Origin of the sequence: Echinicola strongylocentroti (genome assembly GCF_003260975.1) — a bacterium.
Classification (GTDB): domain Bacteria; phylum Bacteroidota; class Bacteroidia; order Cytophagales; family Cyclobacteriaceae; genus Echinicola; species Echinicola strongylocentroti.
The window spans coordinates 771426-794482 of the sequence record NZ_CP030041.1 but is presented as its reverse complement, the minus strand read 5'-3'; the positions used below and the strand labels follow the sequence as shown (position 1 = coordinate 794482).

At 44.0% G+C, this 23057-nt stretch carries 19 protein-coding genes; 17 read left to right on the top strand and 2 right to left on the bottom strand.

Going from position 1 to position 23057, the window contains the following annotated elements; all coding sequences use genetic code 11:
* From DN752_RS03045 to tnpA, 17 genes are all read left to right on the top strand, one after another.
* The gene (locus DN752_RS03045) at window positions 1-1629 is read left to right on the top strand and encodes a RagB/SusD family nutrient uptake outer membrane protein (RefSeq protein WP_112782615.1); all 1629 of its coding nucleotides are present in this window, start codon (window positions 1-3) and stop codon (window positions 1627-1629) included.
* 717 nt (window positions 1630-2346) lie between these two features.
* The gene (locus DN752_RS03040; RefSeq protein ID WP_112782614.1) at window positions 2347-4641 is read left to right on the top strand and encodes a GH92 family glycosyl hydrolase; all 2295 of its coding nucleotides are present in this window, start codon (window positions 2347-2349) and stop codon (window positions 4639-4641) included.
* A 32-nt stretch (window positions 4642-4673) separates the two neighbouring features.
* The gene (locus tag DN752_RS03035; protein ID WP_112782613.1) at window positions 4674-5555 is read left to right on the top strand and encodes an ROK family protein; all 882 of its coding nucleotides are present in this window, start codon (window positions 4674-4676) and stop codon (window positions 5553-5555) included.
* Window positions 5556-5753: 198 nt separating this feature from the next.
* A complete protein-coding gene (locus DN752_RS03030) occupies window positions 5754-7163 on the top strand; it encodes a sugar MFS transporter (RefSeq protein ID WP_112782612.1) in 1410 nt (469 codons plus the stop codon).
* 426 nt (window positions 7164-7589) lie between these two features.
* Window positions 7590-9896, top strand: coding sequence for a GH92 family glycosyl hydrolase (locus DN752_RS03025; protein ID WP_112782611.1), 2307 nt, complete (start codon window positions 7590-7592; stop codon window positions 9894-9896).
* A gap of 51 nt (window positions 9897-9947) precedes the next feature.
* A complete protein-coding gene (locus tag DN752_RS03020; protein ID WP_112782610.1) occupies window positions 9948-10460 on the top strand; it encodes a cupin domain-containing protein in 513 nt (170 codons plus the stop codon).
* A 406-nt stretch (window positions 10461-10866) separates the two neighbouring features.
* Window positions 10867-11568, top strand: a complete 702-nt coding sequence (locus DN752_RS03015) for a CBS domain-containing protein (protein WP_112782609.1) — start codon at window positions 10867-10869, stop codon at window positions 11566-11568.
* Window positions 11569-11822: 254 nt separating this feature from the next.
* Window positions 11823-12245 carry a hypothetical protein gene (locus DN752_RS03010; RefSeq protein WP_112782608.1) on the top strand — a complete coding sequence of 141 codons (423 nt, stop codon included), beginning with the start codon at window positions 11823-11825 and terminating at the stop codon, window positions 12243-12245.
* Window positions 12246-12248: 3 nt separating this feature from the next.
* The gene (locus DN752_RS03005; protein ID WP_112782607.1) at window positions 12249-13226 is read left to right on the top strand and encodes an HNH endonuclease signature motif containing protein; all 978 of its coding nucleotides are present in this window, start codon (window positions 12249-12251) and stop codon (window positions 13224-13226) included.
* Window positions 13227-13418: 192 nt separating this feature from the next.
* Window positions 13419-14306 (top strand): TlpA family protein disulfide reductase, encoded by an 888-nt coding sequence (locus DN752_RS03000; RefSeq protein WP_112782606.1) that lies wholly within the window; start codon window positions 13419-13421, stop codon window positions 14304-14306.
* A gap of 502 nt (window positions 14307-14808) precedes the next feature.
* Window positions 14809-16365, top strand: coding sequence for an IS21 family transposase (gene istA / locus DN752_RS02990; RefSeq protein ID WP_245949435.1), 1557 nt, complete (start codon window positions 14809-14811; stop codon window positions 16363-16365).
* 18 nt (window positions 16366-16383) lie between these two features.
* Window positions 16384-17106 carry an IS21-like element helper ATPase IstB gene (gene istB, locus DN752_RS02985; protein ID WP_112782570.1) on the top strand — a complete coding sequence of 241 codons (723 nt, stop codon included), beginning with the start codon at window positions 16384-16386 and terminating at the stop codon, window positions 17104-17106.
* Between the two features lie 291 nt (window positions 17107-17397).
* Window positions 17398-17766: a type II toxin-antitoxin system RelE/ParE family toxin gene (locus DN752_RS02980; protein ID WP_112782605.1), complete on the top strand. Its 369-nt coding sequence runs from the start codon at window positions 17398-17400 to the stop codon at window positions 17764-17766.
* Entirely contained in the window at window positions 17763-18053 is a 291-nt protein-coding gene (locus DN752_RS02975) for a helix-turn-helix domain-containing protein (protein WP_112782604.1), read from the top strand. Before DN752_RS02980 ends, DN752_RS02975 begins: the two co-directional genes overlap by 4 nt.
* A 368-nt stretch (window positions 18054-18421) precedes the next feature.
* Complete coding sequence (locus DN752_RS02970) at window positions 18422-18667, top strand: AbrB/MazE/SpoVT family DNA-binding domain-containing protein (RefSeq protein WP_112782603.1); 246 nt, start codon at window positions 18422-18424, stop codon at window positions 18665-18667.
* Window positions 18658-18981, top strand: a complete 324-nt coding sequence (locus DN752_RS02965) for a type II toxin-antitoxin system PemK/MazF family toxin (protein WP_112782602.1) — start codon at window positions 18658-18660, stop codon at window positions 18979-18981. The genes DN752_RS02970 and DN752_RS02965 overlap by 10 nt, the downstream gene beginning before the upstream one ends.
* A gap of 192 nt (window positions 18982-19173) precedes the next feature.
* Window positions 19174-19281 (top strand): IS66 family insertion sequence element accessory protein TnpA, encoded by a 108-nt coding sequence (tnpA, locus tag DN752_RS25280; RefSeq protein WP_394337165.1) that lies wholly within the window; start codon window positions 19174-19176, stop codon window positions 19279-19281.
* A gap of 481 nt (window positions 19282-19762) precedes the next feature.
* Here tnpA and DN752_RS02955 read toward each other — a convergent pair whose 3' ends face one another.
* Window positions 19763-20638, bottom strand: coding sequence for an ROK family protein (locus DN752_RS02955; RefSeq protein WP_112782601.1), 876 nt, complete (start codon window positions 20636-20638; stop codon window positions 19763-19765).
* 90 nt (window positions 20639-20728) lie between these two features.
* The gene (locus DN752_RS02950) at window positions 20729-23056 is read right to left on the bottom strand and encodes a PIG-L family deacetylase (RefSeq protein WP_112782600.1); all 2328 of its coding nucleotides are present in this window, start codon (window positions 23054-23056) and stop codon (window positions 20729-20731) included.
* Window position 23057 lies beyond the last annotated feature (1 nt).

Below are 23057 nucleotides of genomic sequence, written 5' to 3'. Positions count from 1 at the left end.
ATGAAAAAATACATCAATAAAATAGTAGGAATACTTGCTCCTGCAGCGATATTGGGAACGGTATCCTGTATGGATTTGGATGAAACTGTCTACAATGAACTAACAAAAGACAGCTTCTATAGCAATGAAACAGAGGTGATGGAAGGAGTGCTTCGGCCGTTTACCCATATGCAGGCCTGGTTAGCGCCTACCGGGCAGAGCGGGTACTATTATCACGGTGAAATGGCCGCAGATCAAGTAGCTTGGCCTCAGAAAGGCCGTCATGGATATGATGGAGGAGATCATATCCGGATGCATTATCACACCTGGACCTCACAAGAGCCAAGGTTGAGAGGTTCATGGGCATTGATGTGGGAAGGATTAGGCTATGTGAACTCAGTAATTGCGGATTTGGAAGAGCTTGATTTTGAAAGCATAGGAATGACGTCGGACGATAAAGCGTCCATTTTAGCAGAGCTAAGGGTTATGCATGCGTATCATTATCTGAAAATAATGGACATGTGGGGCAATGTGCCTATCGTAACCACGGTGGGAGAGCCCATAAATCCACCAACGGCCACCAGGCAAGAGGTCTTTGCTTTTGTGGAGCAGGAGTTGTTGGACAATGTGGAACTGTTGCAGCAGCTGTCGCAAGAGATGGTGGGCAGGGTGTCCAAAGCAGCCGGGTATAGCATGCTCTCTGAGCTCTATCTGAATGCTGAAAAATGGACGGGTACTGCCATGTATGACAAATCTATCGAGTACAGTGATAAGGTGATCGATGGAGAAGGGGGAAGCCTCACCGGTACTATGGCACTGGACCCTGATATCCTTGGGCCATTTGGTAATACCAATCATACCTCACCAGAAAATATCTTCCAGTTTGCTTTTAGCCGAAAAGGCGGTTTTGAATTTAACTGGGGAGGTTTTTATGTAGGCTATACCAATATGTCTGAAGTGTGGGATGTTACTTTCAGTGGCTGGAATGCTTTCGTGGTGATTCCTTCTGCCTTTGATGCCTATCAGGAAAATGACCTGAGAAAACAGGAGTGGTTCCTCTTCGGTACACAATATAAGTATGGGACCAACGAACCTGTACTTGGTACAGAGGAGTATGATGGCCAGCCATTGGAATATGTGAATACCATCCGTAGAAACAGTGAAGGCGCTACGGGTGAAGGCAGTATGACCGAAGGAGAAGAAAACAGTGGTGCCCGCTTCAATAAATACCGTTCAGGTACCAAGGATGATGAAAATTACTGGGAAAATGACTACATCATCTACCGGCTAACGGAGCTGTATTTCAACAAAGCGGAGGCAATTATGCGCCAAAATGGTGGTACTGCCACGCAAGAGGCCGTGGACCTGATCAATGCCAGCAGACAGCGGGCATTTACAGAGGCCGATTGGGCAGACGCAATGTACACCACTTCTACGCTGACCTTGGAAGAACTGCTTGCTGAACGTGGCCGGGAGTTTATTTTTGAGGGCAAGAGAAGGACAGATTTGATCCGTTTTGGAGAATTTACACAGGGAAGCTGGTGGGATCATGAGGCTACTAACGACCCCAATAGGGAGTTGTTCCCCATTCCTCATGTCCAAACGGCATTGAATCCCAATCTCACCCAAAACCCTGGCTATAGCCAGTAAACGGGTAGAAATTAAGGTTATATAAAAAAGTAAAGCTACGGATTCACGGATAAAAGATGGACATTGCCTACCAAGCATCGCTGTCCATCGACCATCTGTGCATCTGTGGCTTTTTTTAGTTAGCAAGGAGCTGCCGAATGTGGCCACGGATACCCGAGCCTTAATTACAAATGGTGAGCTGTCCGCTACGGGTGATTACTCTTCAGGATCTGTAACCCAAGACTACAGCTCCTGATGACAATCTCTTTCCATGAACAGTTATTTTTAAATAACTATCCACAATGACGCCGGTAATCACAGGACTATAAAATAGGTGCTCACAGAAACCACGGAAATTTCAGAAAAGCCTTATTTCATTCTGGGTGTTCTGTACGTTCCGTAAGAAATAAAATCTACTGGCAAGAAAGCGTAATATCAAATACTTTTATTAGGTTTTTTACCTAATAATGGAAAAGTAACTATTTTATCAGTTTGTGAATTTTACAATCACCCTAATAAGTTAATCGAAAATAAAAACTAAAAGGGTTTAGCTTTTTAATGTTTAGATAATATATTTGTAATATTACAAGAACTGAATACAAGGCGTGAAGTATTATTTACTAGTGTTTCTGTTGAATGATGGTTTATGATTGTTCGATGGATGCTCCCCTTATTTGGCTAGGTAATGGGCGGTTTGCCCTAGAAAATCAAATAACTAAATAACCAATCACCAATACAATGAAGAAATTTTTGACCAACACCTTGGCAATGATGACCATGGCCGTAGTAGCTTATGGGCAGTCTGATCTTGTCGAGAACGTGGACCATCCAGTGGACTATGCCAAGCCCCTGATGGGTACGGATTCGGATTACAGTTTATCCAATGGCAATGTGTATCCTGCTATTGCCATGCCTTGGGGGATGAATTTTTGGACGCCCCAAACGGGGAAAATGGGAGATGGATGGGCCTACATGTACGACGCTACCAAAATCAAAGGGTTCAAACAAACCCACCAACCCTCCCCGTGGATGAATGATTACGGGCAATTCTCGATCATGCCTGTGACGGGTGAGCCCAAATTTAAAGAAGAAGAGCGCCAGAGCTGGTTTTCCCATAAGGCGGAGACCGTGACGCCGTATTATTACAGTGTATACTTGGCAGACCATGATGTGACCACAGAGATCACGCCCACAGAAAGGGCCGCCCGATTCCGGTTTACCTTTCCTGAGACGGAGGATGCCTTTGTGGTATTGGATGCTTTTGACAAAGGGTCTTACGTAAAGGTCCTTCCAGCAGAAAACAAAATTATCGGTTATACCACGCGAAATAGCGGCGGTGTGCCGGATAATTTCCGCAATTATTTCGTGGTGGAATTTGATAAGGAGTTCACCTTTACCAAGACCTTCCAAGACGGCAACCTTCAGGAGGCACTCGAAGCAGACGCCGATCACGCAGGAGCTGTTATCGGCTTCAAGACAGCAAAAGGTGAAGTGGTGAATGCCAAAGTGGCCTCGTCTTTTATCAGCTATGAACAAGCAGCTATCAACCTACAGGAAATCGGAAATCATGACTTTGATGCCTTAAAAGAGCTAGGAAGAAAAACCTGGGATGAGCAGCTCGGCCGTATCGACGTCTCTGGTGGTACCCAAGACCAAATGGAGACTTTTTACTCTTGCCTATACCGGTCACTATTGTTTCCAAGAAAATTCTTTGAATACGATGCCGATGGCAATGTGGTGCACTACAGCCCTTATAATGGTGAAGTGCTGCCGGGTTATATGTTTACCGACACGGGTTTTTGGGACACATTCCGTTCATTGTTTCCTTTCCTGAACTTGATGTATCCTGAGCTGAATGCTCAGATGCAGGAAGGCCTCGCCAATGCCTACAAGGAGAGTGGTTGGTTACCAGAATGGGCCAGCCCCGGTCTACGGAATGTGATGGTGGGCAATAATTCTGCTTCCGTAGTGGCAGATGCTTTCCTGAAATACGAAGGAGACTACGATTATGATATCGAGACACTTTATGAAGCCGTGATTCACGGCGCCAATAATGCTGGTCCGTTGACCGCTGTGGGGCGTGCAGGGGCAGAATACTACAAAGAATTGGGCTATGTGCCTTACGATGTAGGCATCAATGAGAATGCCGCGAGAACGCTGGAATATGCCTACGATGACTTTACCATCTACCAATTGGCAAAAGCCTTGGACAAGCCAAAAGAGGAAATTGAGCTGTACAAGCAAAGAAGTCTGAACTACAAAAAGCTGTATGATCCCGAAACCAAGCTGATGCGTGGTAAGAACGAGAATGGTGAATTTATGGCGCCATTTAACCCTTTCAAATGGGGAGATGCCTTTACTGAAGGAAACAGCTGGCACTATACCTGGTCGGTTTTCCATGATGTACAAGGGCTGATCGATCTCATGGGAGGAAAATCAGCATTTGTAGGACAATTGGATAAGGTTTTTTCCTTGCCGCCGGTATTTGACGACAGCTACTATGGAGGGGTGATCCACGAGATCAGGGAGATGCAGATCGCCAATATGGGACAATATGCCCATGGCAACCAACCCATCCAGCATATGATTTACCTCTATAATTATGCAGGAGAGCCTTGGAAGACCCAGCACTGGGTGAGAGAGACCATGAACCGCATGTATATGCCTACGCCAGACGGCTACTGTGGTGATGAGGACAATGGGCAGACTTCTGCTTGGTATGTGTTTTCTGCCTTGGGCTTCTATCCCGTATGTCCAGGAACGGACGAGTATGTGATCGGTGCGCCACTGTTTAAGAAGGTGACCCTTTCGCTTCAGAATGGTGAGGAAGTAGTGATCAATGCTCCGGATAACAGCGCAAAAAACCGGTACATAGACGGGCTGAAGGTAAACGGAAAAAGCTACTCGAAGAACTGGCTAAGCCACAAGGAGCTGATGAAGGGTGCCCAGCTGGACTTCGATATGTCCGCCACTCCCAATAAAAAGCGAGGTACTAAAAAAGGTGACGTTCCTTTTTCACTCTCTAACGAATAAAAGGCAGATCACTACAAGAGCAACGATCACAGATGAACAAAAGAAATGTAGTAGGAGTAGATATCGGTGGGTCTCACATTACCGCAGGACTGGTGGACCTTGATACCAATGTGTTGGATGAGGCCTCTTTGGTAAGAAGGGAGGTGGATTCTTCCGGTAGCGCTGTCTCTATTATCGATGAATGGAAAAGGGCCATAGAAGCTATTCCGGGATATTCCCTGCAGCACCTTAAGGTTGGCATCGCCATGCCGGGGCCGTTTGATTACCCCAATGGGATATCACTGATCGAGCAGCAAGGGAAATACACCTCCTTGTATGGCTTGGAAGTGAAAAAGGTGCTTGCAGAAGCGCTAGGCTGTGATTCGGAAAGCATTCACTTCGAAAATGACGCTGCCTGTTTTCTTCAGGGAGAAGTGGCCAGTGGTGCCGCCCGATCATTTGACCATGCCATTGGCCTGACACTTGGGACGGGACTGGGAAGTTCACGGTATCATGGGGAATTTGCAGAAGATGCCGCTTTATGGTGCAGTCCATTCCAAGGGAGTATCGTGGAGGACTATGTCTCCACAAGATGGTTTGTGGAGGCTTATCGGAAGCAAACCGGTAAGGCAATAGCCGAAGTCAGAGAGCTGACTTTAGAGGAAGAAAACAAAGCATATGCAGCAGGTATTTTCAGGGAATTTGGTGAAAACCTAGCCCGATTTCTCATAGGCTTTATCAAAAAAGAATCCCCTCAGGTCATTGTACTTGGGGGGAATATTTCAAAAGCTGAAGCGCTTTTTTTGCCCGTTGTAAAGGAAAAGCTTGACCGTGCTGGCTTGGCTACGCCTATCAGAATTACCGAACTGGGAGAGCAAGCGGCGCTGATCGGCGCGGCATGTAGCTGGAAGGTCCAAAAGGAAGATTATAAGTAGATATTAAATATGGGATTGCAATTCCCTGTTATCGGATGTTCCGGATTGCAAATCCCGAACAGCTAGTGGATTATATGACCCTGCTAATGGATAGTTAGGATTGCAAATCCTTACCAGCGAGTCTGTGGACTATTGACTAAACATCAAACTGTGTCCCAATAACTTAATTTACCATTCAACCCAATAACTAATAAGCCCATGGCATCAGTTAGCGTTTCAAAAGAGACCGAAGATCACAACGTAGAATTCGATTCCGGTCAGCAATATATGGGGCCATTGTTTTTGGTCACCATGTTGTTTTTTATGTGGGGATTTATCACCTGCATGAACGATATTTTGATTCCCCATCTACAGCAAGTATTCACCTTGCAAAACTGGCAGGCCATGCTGATCCAGACGGCTTTTTTTGGGGCATACTTCTTTATTTCCCTTGGGTATTACTTGATTTCCATTACCAAGGGGGATCCGATTGGGAGGATAGGCTACAAGAACGGGATTATCCTTGGTTTGGTGATTTCCGCAGTGGGCTGTCTGTTTTTCTATCCAGCTGCCAGTCTGGTGAGTTTTGGGTTTTTCCTGTTTGCCTTGTTTGTGTTGGCTTCAGGGATTACCATTTTGCAGATCGCTGCCAATCCCTATGTGACCATTTTGGGGAAGCCTTCTGGTGCTTCCAGCCGATTGAACATGACACAGGCATTTAACTCATTGGGCACCACCATTGCTCCTTTGATCGGCGGTTACCTGATTTTTGGGACGATCGGGGAAGTGGAGATTAGCGCGGATTCGGTAAAAATGCCCTATGTGGCCTTGGCGGTTACCTTGTTGCTGATAGCCTTGATCTTTAAGCTGTTCAAGTTGCCCGAAATCGGCTCCCAAGGAGTAATTATCTCAGACAGTGGTGCCCTGAAACATCGGCACTTGTTTTTGGGAATAGGGGCGATTTTTGCCTATGTAGGTGGTGAAGTAACGGTGGGAAGTAATTTGATCAACTTCGCACGGCTGCCGGAAATTGCCGGATTGGACGAAGCAGAAGCCAGCCATTATTTGGCCCTTTTTTGGGGAGGAGCCATGGTAGGAAGGTTTTTTGGTGCTGTAGCATTAGCCGATTTCAAAAAGAACCTTAACCGGTTCTTGATCATTGGTGGCATCACGGCGATTTCGTACCTGACCATTCACTACGTGTATGGCGGGGAAATGGCGCTTTATGCACTGGCTTTTATCGCCTTGAATATTTTGGTGATCATCATTGGCCAATTTATCCCAAACCGTACCCTTTGGCTCTTTGGCATTACAGGAATCGCATTGCTGATCATTGGCATATTGACGGCTGGACAATTAGCCCTTTGGTCCATCGTAGCCCTGGGATTGTTCAACTCTATCATGTTCCCAACTATCTTCTCATTGGCGATCAAGGGCCTTGGGAAGTATACGGCGCAGGCCTCCTCATTGCTCGTGATGGCGATAGTAGGTGGCGCAATTGTGCCGCTATTGCAAGGGTTGATGGCTGATTTGACAGGAAGTGTCCAGCTATCCTTTATTGTGCCTTTGGCCTGTTATCTTTATATCGTATTTTATGGTGTGAAAGGGTATCGGGTAGAGGAGAGTTGAGTTTTGAGTAGGGAGTCTTGAGACTTTCGATAGGGCTTCGGCTCCGCTCAGCCCTCGGGCTAATACCGTGGCTAGGTCATCGATCACCGTTCAAAAATTCCCCCTTTTAGGGGGCTAGGGGGTACCTACGGTTGTGCTGGGTTCTGCCAGAGAAAGGCACCTTGAGTCTCTGACTCCATTAAGCTTATCGAGGCTGTTCCAGATTGGTGGCTTGAGGATGTCGAAGGGGGGCTTTCGAAAAAGGGCTTCGGCTCCGCTCAGCCCCCGGATTAAGAAGGACACTTGTCGTCGACTAGCATTTGCAATTTCCCCCTTTTAGGGGGCTAGGGGGTACCTATGGTTGTGAAGAAAGAGTATATATAGCCTTTTACATTACTTAATGTTAAGTACTGCAGTGTTTTTTATTACCTAAAGAATAGAAACCCAATGAAAAAAATACTATTAACAAGTCTTATGGGCATCATGGCTTGGAGCATCCAAGCGCAAGAAGACCTTAGCCAATACGTGGATCCCATGATCGGAACGGCCAAAATGGGGCATACTTATCCAGGGGCGACGGTGCCGTTTGGCAGTGTACAGCTGAGTCCTGATACAGATACGATTCCTTACGAAGTAAATGGGCGATACAATCCAGAAGTATATCGCTATTGTGCCGGCTACCAGTATGATGATGCCACGATTGTTGGCTTTAGCCATACCCATTTTAGTGGGACAGGGCACTCTGACTTGGGCGATTTTTTGATGATGCCTACCAGTGGGCCTTTACAGCTTAATCCCGGTACAGAAGCTGATCCTGACTCGGGATATCGTTCGAGGTTTTCCCATGATCGTGAGAATGCTTCCCCGGCCTATTATCAAGTGGAGCTGGACGATTATGGTATCAACGCAGAACTCACCGCCACCACAAGGGTAGGGGTGCATCGGTATACCTTTTCTGGAGGCGAAGATGCCCATGTGATCTTGGACCTGATGTCTGGAATTTACAATTATGAAGATAAGAATGTCTGGACTTTTATGCGGGTCGAGAATGATACGCTGGTTACCGGATTTCGTGAGACCACAGGTTGGGCAAGGACCAGGAAAGTGTTTTTTGCGCTCTCCTTTGACAAGCCAATTGCCCATTATGGCAATCAAAAATATGATGATAAGCAGGCCTATCGAGGTTTTTGGGGGCGATTTAACGAATCAGAGAATTTTCCCGAAATCGCAGGAAGGAAGATCAGGGCATATTTTGATTTTGACCTAGAGGACGGTGATGAGCTGATCGCCAAGTTGGCCATTTCACCCGTGAGTACGGAAGGAGCCATCAAAAACATGCAGGAAGAGACCCCCGGGTGGGACTTCGATGCCATTCATCAAGCAGGTGTCGACAGCTGGAACAAAGAACTGAACAAGGTGCAGGTAAACACCATCCGGGACACAGATAAGGTAAATTTCTACACGGCGATGTACCATGCCTTTTTGGGGCCAACGGTCTATGGTGATGTGGACGGAAAATACCGCGGCTTGGACATGAATATACACGAGGCCGAAGGTTTTACCAATTATACCAGTTTTTCTCTCTGGGATACCTACCGGGCCTTGCATCCGCTGTTTAACGTGCTGCAGCCAGCTAGAAACCGTGATATGGTAAAATCGATGTTGGCGCATTTTGACCAAAGTGTCCATCCGATGTTGCCGATCTGGTCACATTATGCCAATGAAAACTGGTGCATGATCGGCTATCACAGTGCCTCGGTCATTGCCGATGCGGTGGTCAAAGGAACGGTGACTTCCGACCTGGACCATGCCCTTAATGCTTCCGTCACCACGGCTAAGACCGCTTATTTTGATGGGATCGGTGCTTATATGGAGAGGGGCTATGTGCCCGAGGACGTGAGTGGAGCTTCAGTGTCCAAAACGCTGGAATATGCCTATGACGATTGGGCCATCGCCCAGATGGCTACGAAAATAGGAAGAGAAGATATTGCCGGGGAATTTGCCGAACGTGCAGGGAACTATAAAAATGTATTTGATCACCAATCAGGTTTTATGCGTCCCAAGCTAAAGAACGGGAACTGGAAGCAAGGTTTCGATCCGCTGGATACCCACGGTCAGGGATTTATCGAAGGCAATGCCTGGAACTACAGCTTGTATGTACCCCATGCACCAAAGGAAATGATCGGTATGATGGGAGGGGATACGCGGTTTGTGGAGCATTTGGATTCCCTTTTCAGTATGGATTTGCCTGACAGGTATTTTGCCAATACCGAGGACATTTCCCGGGAGGGCATTATCGGAAATTACGTGCACGGTAACGAGCCGTCACACCATGTAGTGTACCTTTACAATTGGACGGATCAGGCTTGGAAGTCCCAGGACAAAATTCGGATGATCCTGAGAGCCATGTACCAAACCGGTGCCGATGGGCTTGGAGGAAACGATGACTTCGGCCAGATGAGTGCATGGTACCTGTTCAGCGCATTGGGCTTTTATCCCGTAGCGCCTGGATCGGTGGATTATGCCTTGGGAAGTCCTCTCGTGGAAGAGGCGACGATTAACCTGGAAAATGGCAATACATTTACCGTAGAAGCCCAAAATCAATCGGAGGAAAATGTGTATGTGAGCAAAGTGCTCCTCAATGGGGAAGTGCTGAGCGAGCCGTTTATTCAGCATGCAGATATCATAAAAGGGGGCAAATTGACATTTATTATGAAAAGAAGGCCGAATAAAAAGATTTTTTCCAAGGATTAATCTATAGCAATTCCTAATTTTAAGAGCAAATCTATTAAACCGTAGAACAATATGAAGATAGAAAAGAACGCTTCGAAGGAAGCCATTTTTAAGCAGATCAAAGACTGGTTGGATTTTAACGGATATGAAGTAGCCGCAGAGGATAGAGAAAGGCCTTGGGGCGGTTTTTTTGTGATTGATGAAAGCCAGATTGCCAAATTCAGGACACAGTTTTTTGCCAGCGTGGAGTTTTCAGAAGAGCAGCTACAGCAAAAGCTAAGTCCAAAGATCTTGATTGTAGGACCAGAAAAGCGCCTTTCTTGGCAATATCACCACAGAAGAGCCGAGATATGGAAATTGGTAGGCGGAGAAGGCGGCATCGTGACCAGCCCGACGGACGAAGAAGGGGAGTTGCAGCCGTTGGTATTGGGAGAAGTGGTAGAACTTGCCAAAGGCGAAAGACACCGCTTGGTAGGCATGGACAATTGGGGCGTAGTGGCCGAAATCTGGATGCACACCGACCCGTCCAACCCATCCAATGAAGAAGACATCGTCCGCGTACAGGATGACTTCCAGCGGAAGTAAACGCTGTGAGAAAATAAATGAGAGATAAAAGACAGTAGATCGAATTCTCCCAAAAACCCCTTCAGAAGAAACTGTAGGGGTTTTTCTTTTCCCTTCGTTTCTTAGAGAGACCAGTTTAGACACCGTCACTACAGGCTTGTCTAAAGCCAAACAGGGCGTCGGATGTGGTTTGTGGACAAGCGCTGGGGCAGTCTCGACGGTGTTTTGGCTGTAGGTGTGTAGGTGGTGAATAGCGGCAGTAAGCAGGCTTATTTTACATTTTCTGCAAAATTCCCAATCAACGAATAAATACCCCATTTAGGGTATTTTACAGCATATAAATTTTCGGTAATTTTCGAGAATATCCGATTTTAGTCGGATGTAAACGTTTATAGCGGATATAAAGGCGTTGTGGGTAATTTGAAAAATGACGAATTCAGAAAAATATTTAGACATTTATAACAAAATTGATAATTATCTGAAAAAATCGGATAATTACGATTCGTATGTGAATTTTTCGCAAAAAGTCAAAAACACAAAAAATAAAGTGGCTCAAAGATATAAGGATGAACTTTTATCTTTTGGAGAATTAAGAAATGCCATAGTACATAATCCTAAAATTGGTAACAAAGCAATTGCTGAACCGCACGATACGACCGTTTCCCAAATTTCGGAACTTTTTGACAAGATAAGCAATCCGAAAAAAGTAATACCTGAATTTCAATTTCAAGTTTTAGGAGCAAAGAAAAATGAATTTATAAACGAAATCCTTGTGGAAATGAAAAAGCATTCATTTTCTCAATTTCCTGTTTTTGACGACAACGAAAATGTTTGTGAATTAATAAATAACAACACAATTTCTCGTTGGCTATCATCTCAATTGGATGAAGACGGTACAATAATAATTGAAAATGTCAAAGTAGCTGATTTAATATCGGAAATAGAGTTCAAAGAAAATTATGAATTCGTTTCTCGAAATACATCAATCTATGAGGCTTACGATTTGTTTATAAATCAAATCAACAAGAAACAACGGAATTTAGATGTTATATTTATAACACATTCTGGGGAAATAGATGAGAAATTATTGGGACTAATAACTATAGAAGATATTGCAAACTTGGTATAGAAAACTGCACACAATGGGCGGGCGGAGCCACCCGCCCATTGTCAGTTTATGCCGACCGGAGGGAGGTATAAACTGACAACAATGTATAACCGCAATTACGGCGGATTCGATTACGTCCGAATCCACTCGGAATTGCTAAGGTCTGTGCTAAACCGAAAATAATTGCTAATTTAACCCATAACTGATGGTTATACGAGACCGTTGTGCGCCAGCATAAGACACCCCGATAGAATTAAACATGAACAGCAGAAAATATGAAGGCGACATTTCTTACATTGATTTTTGGATTCTTTGTAATCAATTCATTTGCTCAAAATCAAAGCGGACAAAATACTAAACTTCAACAGGGACAATTTTCTGAAATAGCCACATATCGATTGTTTCCGACTCAAAATTATTGGACTTTTATTAAATTGGATACGCGTAACGGCAAAATGTGGCAAGTACATTTTAGTATAGAAGACGATAATAATACAGGTGAGTTAGTTTTAAATTCACTTCCGCTTGTTTTCGATGAAGAAAAAGAGGTTAATGGTAGATTTACACTCTACCCGACCGAAAATGTATACAATTTCTTGTTACTTGACCAAATCGATGGATTAGTATATCAGGTTCAATGGTCTATGGATTCTGACAAAAGGGGGATTGTTTCAGTTATTGGGCCAATTGAAGAATGAAGTATGGTTTCCTTAGACGATTTTGAAATAGAAAAACGTTGCGTTTATAAAGACGAACATTACTCTGTCAGGGATAATGGAGCTATACTACGTCACGCTCGGAATGACAAACGTCAACGCAAGTATGATAATATATGGACTTTTGGCAAACCGAACAATAATGGGTATATGTTGATAGTTTCTGAGGTCGTTCACAGAATTGTTGCTTACGCTTTCCTTGGAAAACCACCAACAGCACAACACATAGTTGACCACATAGACACAAACCGCCAAAATAATCGACCTGAAAACTTAAGATGGATAACGAAATTAGAAAACATCCTGCTTAACCCGATCACTCTATCAAGAATAGTTTATAAATATGGTAGCATTGACAATTTTCTTTCAAACCCTTGTAAACCGCTAGATGGCGAGCTAGAACAAAACTTTGAATGGATGAGAACTGTTACAATGGAAGAATCAGAGAGTACAAAGAATAATTTACTTAATTGGGCTAAACAGGGAAAAATTCCAAAAGGTGGTCAATTAGGCGAATGGGTGTTTTCAAATCTAGGACAACAAACAGATAATCGTGCTCAGAAAAACACTCTAACTGAATCACTAACACCAAGTGCTGTCCAAAAAAATTGGAAAACACCCTCTGAATTCCCCTTTTGCTCACAAAATAACACTGCCAATCCCATTCATTACTATACTGAAAACTTAAAAGGAGGAGAAATCTTTTCACGGGACCAATATTCAAACTCAATAATTTCTGATTTCGCAATATCTGAAGACGAAGATACTTTGTGGGTAATGTGTGAGAGTAGGAATGAGAACGCCATGAAACCTTGGTCTTTAACACAAGTGACCTATGAAAACGATTTGTTTGTTCATACAAATCTTGGGAGTTTTTTCAAGAAAGATGGTGCTGAAAAACAATTTACCCTTGCTCAAGGAAAAGAATGGACAGGTGGAGACACCTTTGATGATTACTGTTAAAACTGAACTAAATGAATAACAGTTAATACAAATAATAATGCCGAACGCCCAACATCGGTTATAGCAAATAGCAGGTTTTTCAGAAAAAGTGTAATTTAGAAAATCAAGTAATAAAAAGGTTAAACCGACAAGTCCGGGTCTTTGTTCCGGCTACTTGTCCGTAACCGTTAACAACAATTTAAACCACATATAATGCTGAAAAATATTTTTTTTTCGATGTTAATATTAACATTTTTATGTAGTTGTCAGAAAGAACAAAAAAGTTCATATAAAACTGCGGAGTTTCAAGAAGGTTTTCCTGAAATTTTAAAACCTATTGAAAAGGATTTACCCTTAAAAATTTTAAGCCATTCCATTTTAGAATCTACTAATGATTCAATCGATATTTATGTTGGATATCTTAAGCAGGGAAAACAATCAGGAAATTGGATTGCACTAGCTTCAAACAATCAATTAAAACAATTTACCACGGTTAATTTTAAACAAGGTTCAGAAAATGCACGAGAGAATGATATTGACATAGCGTTTGACAATTCCACACGCAGAGTATCTTTAAGAATAAAAGAATTAGATACAACAGCGAATAAAATTGTTTATTCTTGGCTTGATCAAGCCGATTTAACCGACTCGTTGACTGTTCTGACAATCGACAAACCTCTAGTTAAAGGGGGAATATTTCCTTCTATTGAACTAACAGATATTAACGGAGAGAAATTCAATTTAGATAACCTCAACGGACAAACTATTGTTGTTAATTGGTGGGCTGTTTGGTGTGCACCTTGTAGAAAAGAAATTCCAGGATTGAATAAATTAGTCAGCAAATATTCGAATAAAGAGGTAAGGTTTGTATCAATAACCGATGACTCAAAAGATAAAGTATCTGGTTTTTTGGAAAAAAATAAATTTGATTATGATATAACTTTCATTTCTGAAAATGACAGGGTTTTATTTGGAAATTCCTACCCTAAAAACATTATAATTGACAATAATAAAAACATAACTTTTTACAAAGAAGGAGGAAATGAAAATATTTGGCAAGAAATTGACCAACACTTAACGGAAATGAATAATACTGAATAAAAAACTACCGCCAATAACCAAGCACTCGCATGGCCGGAACGGCCAAACCTGTCAAGCAATGTAGGGTGAGCCTTTGGTAGATTGGCCTAGCTTGGCAGGTAGGCATGAATACAGTGTTGAACGAGTGGTGCTGGGAAAGGGGTGATTATGGGGAAAGCTTTTTTTCTCTTTTGTGATTTTGGAGGTTTGAGCTCAAAAATCCGGTACCTGAGCGGCATATTTGCCTGCTTTGTAGGCTTTAGTGGATATTCCGGAGCAAGTTGACCCCTTGGATCCAGGCAATAATTCAAGTACCGAAGTGGCTTTAGGTGCCGGAACCGCCTGCCATTCCGGCGGATGCTGACCCCCTGAAGAATAATATTGAGCTGATTCCGGAGCAAGCTGACCCCTTTGGATCCTGGATTCCGGAGCAAGTTGCCCCCTCTATGGAGTTGTTTTGGTTTTTTAGCGGACATTTTAAAAAACCGCTAAGTATAGTCCGATGGCAGGAAAACCAAAACCGATGAGTCAGATCAAACAGATGATTATTTTACGGCAGCAGGGCAACGGTATCAAAACCATTGCCCGTATGCTGGACATGAGCAAGAACACGGTAAAAAGCTATCTTTTCAAGCTTGACAAGCTGCTGGAAAACAACAGGAAGACAGGGCTTACAACCAAAAAGCTGCTGTCCATGGAAGACCCCGAAGTTGAGAAGCTGTTCCTTTCAGGGGATCCGTCCTATAAAGACCCCCGTTACGAGCACTTTATAGCCAACCTCCCTTATTATCAAAAAGAACTCAAGCGTAAAGGGGTGACCAAAACCCTTCTATGGGAGGAATACAGGGAATCTTACCCCGAAGGGTATGGCCGGAGCCAGTTTTGTTATCACCTTGGCCAGCAGGAGGTGGCCAGGGCAAAGCCTTCCATGGTGCTTGACCATAAACCGGCAGAGAAGCTGTATATAGACTTTGCGGGCAAGCCCATCTGCTACATAGACAGGGAGACCGGGGAGGAGATCAGGTGCCAACTGTTCGTGGCCTGCCTGCCCTATTCGGACTATGCCTTTGCCATGGCTGTGCCCTCCCAGACCATCCCCGACTTCCTGCACGTCCTGGGCTGTTGTATGGAGCAGCTGGGAGGGGTGCCACAGCTGCTCGTCCCTGACAACCTAAAAGCGGCCGTAAACAAGGCCGACAAATATGAGCCAGGTATCAACCGGGCCCTGGAGGACTTTGCCAACCATTACGGCACGGCCGTAGTGCCTGCCAGGGCAAGGAAACCGCAGGACAAGGCATTGGTGGAAAACCAGGTAAAGGTGCTCTATTCCCGGGTATATGCCAAGCTCAGGAACGTCCAATTCTTCGACATACACAGCCTGAACCGGGCCATTGCCGAAAAGGTGAAGGCCCATAACCAGACCCGTATGCAGCAAAAGCCTTACTGCAGGGAGGAAAGGTTCCTGGCCGATGAGAAGCACTTATTGGGAAAGCTTCCCGGGGAGCGCTTCGAGCTGAGGCATTATGCCGAACTGACGGTAGCCAAGAACAACCACGTCTACCTGTCCCGGGACAAGCACTATTACAGCGTGCCATATTCCCTGATAGGCCAGAAGGTAAAGGTGGTCTACACCCGCAGCATGCTCTATGTGTTCCATAAAGGGGAACGGGTGGCCATACACGGCAGGGGCTTCCAGCAAGGGCCTTATTCCACACTCAAAGAACACCTGTGTTCCCAACACCAACACTACAGGGACAGAAGTCCGGCGTATTACCGCGACAAAGCTGCCCAATACTCCAATACCTTCGCCAAATACATTGCCCTGATCTTTAAGCAGGACAGGTACCCTGAGCAACTCTACAGGACCTGTGACGGCTTACTTGCCCTGGCCAGGAAGGTGGATGAACAGCGGCTGGACAAGGCCTGCAATATCGCCATGGAGTACAATCAATACAGCTATGGCTTTATCAAGAACATGCTGGAAAACAATATGACAGAAGCCACAACGGAAGCCTCCGGCAAGGAACTTCCCAAACACGGCAACGTCAGGGGAAGAACATATTACAACGAACAACGATAACTTAAACTTTAAACAACTATGCCCAACCCGATCGAAACACAACTTATCAAACTCAGGCTCCATGGCATGCGCCAGACCTGGGCAACATTACAGGAGACCCGTAAAAACCAAAGCCTCTCCCTTACCGAAGGCCTTGAGCTTATGCTGCAGGCAGAAGAACAGGAACGGGACAACAGGAGATTCAAAAGACTGGAATCCAATGCGGGCTTCCGTTACAGGGCTTCCCTGGAAGAACTTTCCCTGGACAGGACCAGGGGCCTGGATGACATGCTCCTGACAACACTGGCGACCGGGGAATATATGGAACATGGTGATGCGGTACTTATCACGGGAGCCACCGGCTGCGGAAAAAGTTACCTGGCCTCGGCCCTCGGCCATCAGGCCTGTGTGCACGGCAAAAAGGTCGCCTACTTCAATACCCAGAAGCTTATGCTCAAAATCAAGATGGTAAGGTTGGACGGTACCGTGCTCAAGTTCTTCGATAAAATGGCCAGAACAGACCTGCTTATCCTGGATGACTTCGGGCTCACACACCTGGACAAACAACAACAAATGGACTTTATGGAACTTATCGAAGACAGACATGGTAAAAAATCCACTGTTATTGTAAGCCAGCTCCCTGTCTCAAGCTGGTATGATGTAATAGGTGAACCGACCATAGCGGACGCCATCCTTGACCGGTTGGTGCACGCCTCCTACAGAATCGTGTTAAAAGGGGAAAGTCTCAGAAAAAAAATGTAAAATTGTCAGTCTTCTGACTATACTACCAAAACAGCCTCTGCAGAGGGGTCAATATCACCGGAACAGGGGTCAACATCGACCGGAATATCCAGCTTTAGGACATGTAAACTTCCCCAAAAATCGATTAACTAATTAATACCCCATTTAGGGTGTTTTACAGCAAATAAATTTTCGGTAATATCCGATTATAGTGGATATAAAGGTGTTATAGCGCATTTTGAAGACACCAACTTACAATCAATCAGCTTTTTACTATTTTGAAAATAGTAACTTTTAAGTTACATTTGTTTTATGGACAAAGTACGGGAAGTCATAGCCTACCAAGACCATTTTGAGGTTTTTCTAAAAAAGCAGACAGAGAAAGTTCAAAACAAAATCTATAAGGTCATTGAGGCTATAGAAACCCTGGAAAGAGTACCGGAAACGTACTTGAAAGCTATCAAGACGAAGAAAGGGTTATATGAAGCCCGGGTTCAGTTAGGATCAAATATCTGGAGAGTATTTTGCTTTTTTGATGAAGGCAAGCTGGTAATTCTGCTTAATGGTTTTCAGAAGAAAACACAAAAAACACCTATCCAAGAAATTGAAAAGGCCAGTAAACTGATGAATGATTACTATGCCGAAAAAGAGGTGGAAAAGAAAAAAAATAAAAAGTCATGAACACAAAAAGTTGGAAAGAAATAAAAGATGATGTCTATGGTGGCCAGGGAACTGTCCGCCGAGATGAATTGGAAAGGGATTTTGAGTCATTCAAAATTGGATTGCTTTTAAAAAAAGCCAGAGAGGACAAGAATTTGACACAGGAGCAATTAGCGGAATTGGTTGATAAGAAAAGAACTTATATATCAAGGGTCGAGAACAATGGAAGCAATTTGACCCTAAAAACGCTTTTCGAAATTGTAGAAAAAGGCCTTGGGGGAAAAGTGAAAATTTCTATTGAGATCTGATAAAGGAAATACGCGCTATAACATCACCTTGGATACAGCGGGCGGTACTGGGGAAATATGAAAATCAGTATTTTAAAAAGCTAAGAGAAAGTTTGAAGCGAACAGCTCTGAGTGCCCGCCGTCTCCAAGCTGAAAACCGTTGAACGAGTGATGCTGGGAAAGGGTAATTATGGGGAAAGTTTTTTTCTCTTTTGTGATTTTGGCGGTGGGCCTTAAAAATCCGGTGCTAGTCGGCGTATTTGCCTGCTTTGTAGGCTTCACATAGCCTTCAGGATACGCACCATACACAAACCGTCGCTGGCATCAAAACGGAATGACTTTTGATAATTCCTTAAATGTATTTACTTTGTAATAACATTTAAGGAATTATGGAAACATCAATAATCAAAATCGGAAATTCAAAAGGACTTCGATTGAGCAAGACCATATTGGAAAAGTATAATATCAAGGACAAAGTTGAACTTATCCTCGAAAAAGGACAAATCATTCTCAAGCCTGTCGCTACACCAAGAGAAAATTGGGAAAAGGAATTTAAGAAAATGAGTGAAAATGGAGATGATAATCTTCTGATGAATGATGTGTTCAATGACGAAAACCTTGATGAATGGAATTGAAACAATATTCAATCGTCCTTGTAAACCTTGATCTAACGGTTGGGAGCGAAATAAAAAAGACAAGACCTTGTGTTATCATTTCTCCCAATGAAATGAATAAATATCTCAACACAATTGTCCTTGCACCATTGACAACTAACTTAAAAAAATACCCGACCAGAGTTTATGTAAAGCACAATGGAAAAAAAGGAATGATTGCAATTGATCAAATTCGGACAGTTGATAAAACTAGAATAATTAGGGTTTTCGAAAGTCTGACATATGATGAAATCGAAAAGTGCAAGGACGTTATTAAAGAAACTTTTGTGGACTGAAATAAAGTACTAATGCCAATAACCAAGCATTCTCACTTAACCAACCCAATTTTTACCTTTCCGCCATCTCCCCATTTTTCAGCACAGCAATAATATATTTCCCGATTTTATGGCCTTGTTTGTAACCACCTTGTAAAGTACATGTTTCATAGCGTGCTTTGACCGCATAGCTTTGTGGAAAAAGCAAGAGTTATGAACCTACAAGAAGAAATGGCCGCCCTTGTCAAAGAGTACAAGACCAGCGGCCTGACGCAGAAATCCTTCAGTGAGCAAAAAGGGATCGGTTTCCATAAATTGTAACCATACTATTAACCCCGTGTTGTGTGGTTACTGAGCTCTCCTCAACCTCCCGAAGGAGTGCCATCGGCACGGATGATAGCTATTTCCCTTCAAAACACTAAAGTCGTTTGCCCTGGGGCATATCATGGCTTCCGTATCGGCCATGGCCGTCAGGCTAATGCATGTAAATTGCTGAAAATCTATATCCACATAGATGTTTGCGTTCTTCGCAAATGACCCAGGGGGATTTCAAATCCCCATTATTCCGGTTCGGGATTACAAATCCCGAACAGCTAAGATCCGGGTGAAAAAAGCAATGACTATCCAAAAATACTGAGCGCTTTGTGTCTTGGTGACCTTGTGACAGTAATTAAATTTACCGTTCCTTTATAGAAAGGAAAGCAGTCAGGTACTAAAATAGGAAAAAAGCTGTCCCATATAGTATCATCGTCGAAAACCCCATTTGGAAGGGGATTGACAACTGGATTATGAGACAGCTTTTTTATTTGACTACCTTGGCGATATGGGCTTCTGCTTCTGTTACCAGAGCGGTAGCTCCCATAATGGCCGAATCATCAAATGATGAAGTGTATATAGTGAGGTTGTCGCTAATGGAAGAGTAGGGAAAAGTCTTCACTGTTTCCTCCATTCCTTTGGAGAAATAAGGAAATGCTTTCCTGATGGACCCACCAATGACAATGGCTTCAGGAGCATAGGTAAACAGTATGTACTTGATCAGGTTACCGATATGTGTACCATATTCATAAAACAGTTCGAGTGCTTCCTTATCTCCTTCAGCAGCTTTGGCGGCGAGTTTTTTTGCGGTGGTGTGATGGAGTTTTCTAAAAAACTTACTGCTGCAATAGTTTTCAAAATTGCTATCTCCATAAGGTACACCTCCCCATTCGCCTGCTCCGCATATATATCCCGGGTAGAGCTCTCCGTTGGTAATGACGCCAGTGCCTATGCCTGTCCCCAGGGTGATCCCAACGATATGCTTGTGCTTGTTGGCACCGCCAAACTTGTATTCACCTAGGGCAAAACAATTAGCGTCATTATTGATGTATACTGGTTTGTCCAGTTTTTTTTCCAGGTAATCCTTCAATGCTACTTTGTTAAAAGCAGGGATGTTTTCTAGGTTAAAAACGATGCCATTTTCAGCATCCACCAAACCAGGTATGCCAATGCCTATCCCATCTATCTCGTGGGAAAAGTAGGACGCTATGAAGTCAGCTATGGTCGATAGTATTACTTCTTGAGGTTCCTGCGAAGGTGTGCGGATTTCCCGCTTTTCGATCAGTACCCCATCTTTCATAATACCGGCATTAATAGATGTCCCTCCAATATCAAGTCCCAGAATCAGCCGATTTTTTTTCATGTATCTACGTTTAAAAACCAAAGATATCCGAAGGCAGTTTCGCCCTCGGATACCTTAATAATTATCAGGCGTAAGGTTTATGGCCTGAGGTTAGATCATCCCTTCAATGGATTTTTCCAGTTCCCTGGCATGGGCAATGAATTCCTCTACATTCATGTCCTTGAAGAAGATCAAACCGTGGCTGGCCCTTACCTTGGCCATGTCGTGTTGGTAAAAATAGTCTTTTCCTAACAGCAACTGCACGTCGTTCAGTTGGTTGACCCATGTACGTTTGGCAAGTGTACTGAATTTACCATTGTGGGCGTAGCTAGGGAAGGAGGCATTTACCTGGCTTAGGTAGCAATTGGCAAATGAGTCTTCCATAACGGAAAGGTCACCTAATGAAACCGGTACGATGACATTGGATTCTGCTGCTTCAAATTTGAACCATACATTTCTATAACCGATGATGCGCAGGTCGCTCAAGTCTTTTTCTTTGCTCCACTGGCGTACCGCCTCAGCAGTAGCCTGAAGTACTTTGTAGTGCGTGTCAGGACCACTTCCTTCCGGGTCCAGTGTCAAGCTGATTTTGGTAGGATTGATCTCGCGAAACATCTCTACGATAGGCTCCACATCCCGTTTTTTATCAGGCTGCTCAGTGAAAATGTCCCCAGTATAAAAACCAAGCCTTAAGTGATGTACATTTCTTACTTTCACTCCAAAGTGAGCCCATACCAACTCCTCCTCAAACTCACGGATCATACCTTTCAGTTTTTGGATTTTTGGTGGGTTTTTCTCACCGTCATATGAGTTTTTAAGGATGCTCAATACATCATTGATCGTCTCCCGGAGCTTTTGGGTGTTCTTAACGTCAAAGACTTCCACAACGGCTCTTACCACTCGATGGCAAAGCCCCCTTTTTTGTTGCTCGGGCTCTTCGGAGGCCACACTGGTCAGGTAATGGTACACATCCTTGTCCATCTTAAGTTTGTAGCCTGTCTGGAAGAAGTCTTCATAGTTGACCATTTGGATCTGGTCTTCGTCCAGTAGCTTCTTGGTGTGCAGCAAGGTGTCTATTACAAACGTGTTGGTCACTGCGGTAAAGCCTGAGGTCAATACCGAAAAGTGGGCCTCGTTGGTTTTTTCGCTCAGTTGATTGGTGATATGAGGTAAAATCCCCAAGGAAATATCATCATGATGTGGCCCGGTATGAAGGAGTACTTCATTTTCCTCTTTTTCGATGCCTCTGTTCAGCTTCTCGATAGTACTTTCTATCACGGAAGCAACAGTGGTTTCTGAAAGGCCAGGGATCAGTGAAGTATACGGATCGTTTTTCAGGTCTTCCAGCTTCAGTCTGCTGGCATATTTACCTAGTTTCTTACATAGTTCGAGGATGGACTTTTCCGTTTTGGCCTGTGTCCATTCGCCGGTTTTGTAGTAGGTATTGATGCTGTCTGTCAGTTTGGAAGCTGCTCCTTGGGTAAGGTAAAAGCGACCGTTTTTCAGCTTTTGCAGTACGGTGGCAGGGTGAATATTGGTCAGGTCTGTCTCCAGCGAATCTTTTACGATCTGTGCTTTGGCTTCCCCTGCAGCTATGATAATGCCTACTGCTTCAGGATTATAGACGATGGTGTCCAGTCCAATGGTGATGACCAGTCGGTTGGCGGATACTTCTATCCCTCCGAGGTCACCAGCAGCTACGGCTTGTGTCTCAAAGTTGGTTTCTGTGAGCCTTGTAGTGGAGAAAATATCAGATCCCCGGGTGTTGAAAGCAATGTGGCCATCGGGGCCAATTCCTCCTAAGAAGAAGCCGATGCCTCCTTTTTCCCGGATCTTTTGCTCGAATTCACCACACCATTTATCGATCAGGAAGATAGATTCTTGCTGTAGTTTTTCTTGTCTATTGCTGGCTTCTCTAAACCTCAGCGAAAGGTCAACTTTCAGGTCTGGAAAGACTTCCGAAAAGTGTTTGCCTTCGGCCAATGGAATCTCATCGGAGTTGATCAGCAAGGCTTTTTTCGGATCTAGTCCAAAACCATCAATGTAAAACTTGTTTACATAATGGTAGAAGCTGTTATGCTGCGAGGAGGAGATAGGGAAGAACTCATCGATTTGTACAAAATGCAGGTCTTTTAGGACCGGCTTTTTGAGGTCGCTCATACCGTACTCTTCCCGGATTTGCTTGCCCTTTTTGCTATCCCAATTCTCAAGCAGAAATTGGGTCCATTTGATAAAAAACTCAGGAGTTTTGCCAGTTGGTAAGCTGATTACCCCATCAGGGTTGTGAGCAGCCCACTCTAGGAACCTACATGCCGTCAATAACCCAAGTTTAGGGAAATTGTCCACGGTCAGGTAAGGGATCTTTGTGGTGATCTCTTCGACACCTGACGCTTTTAAGTAACATTTTTCTACTTCCGATAAAGGATAGTTGCTTAGCATA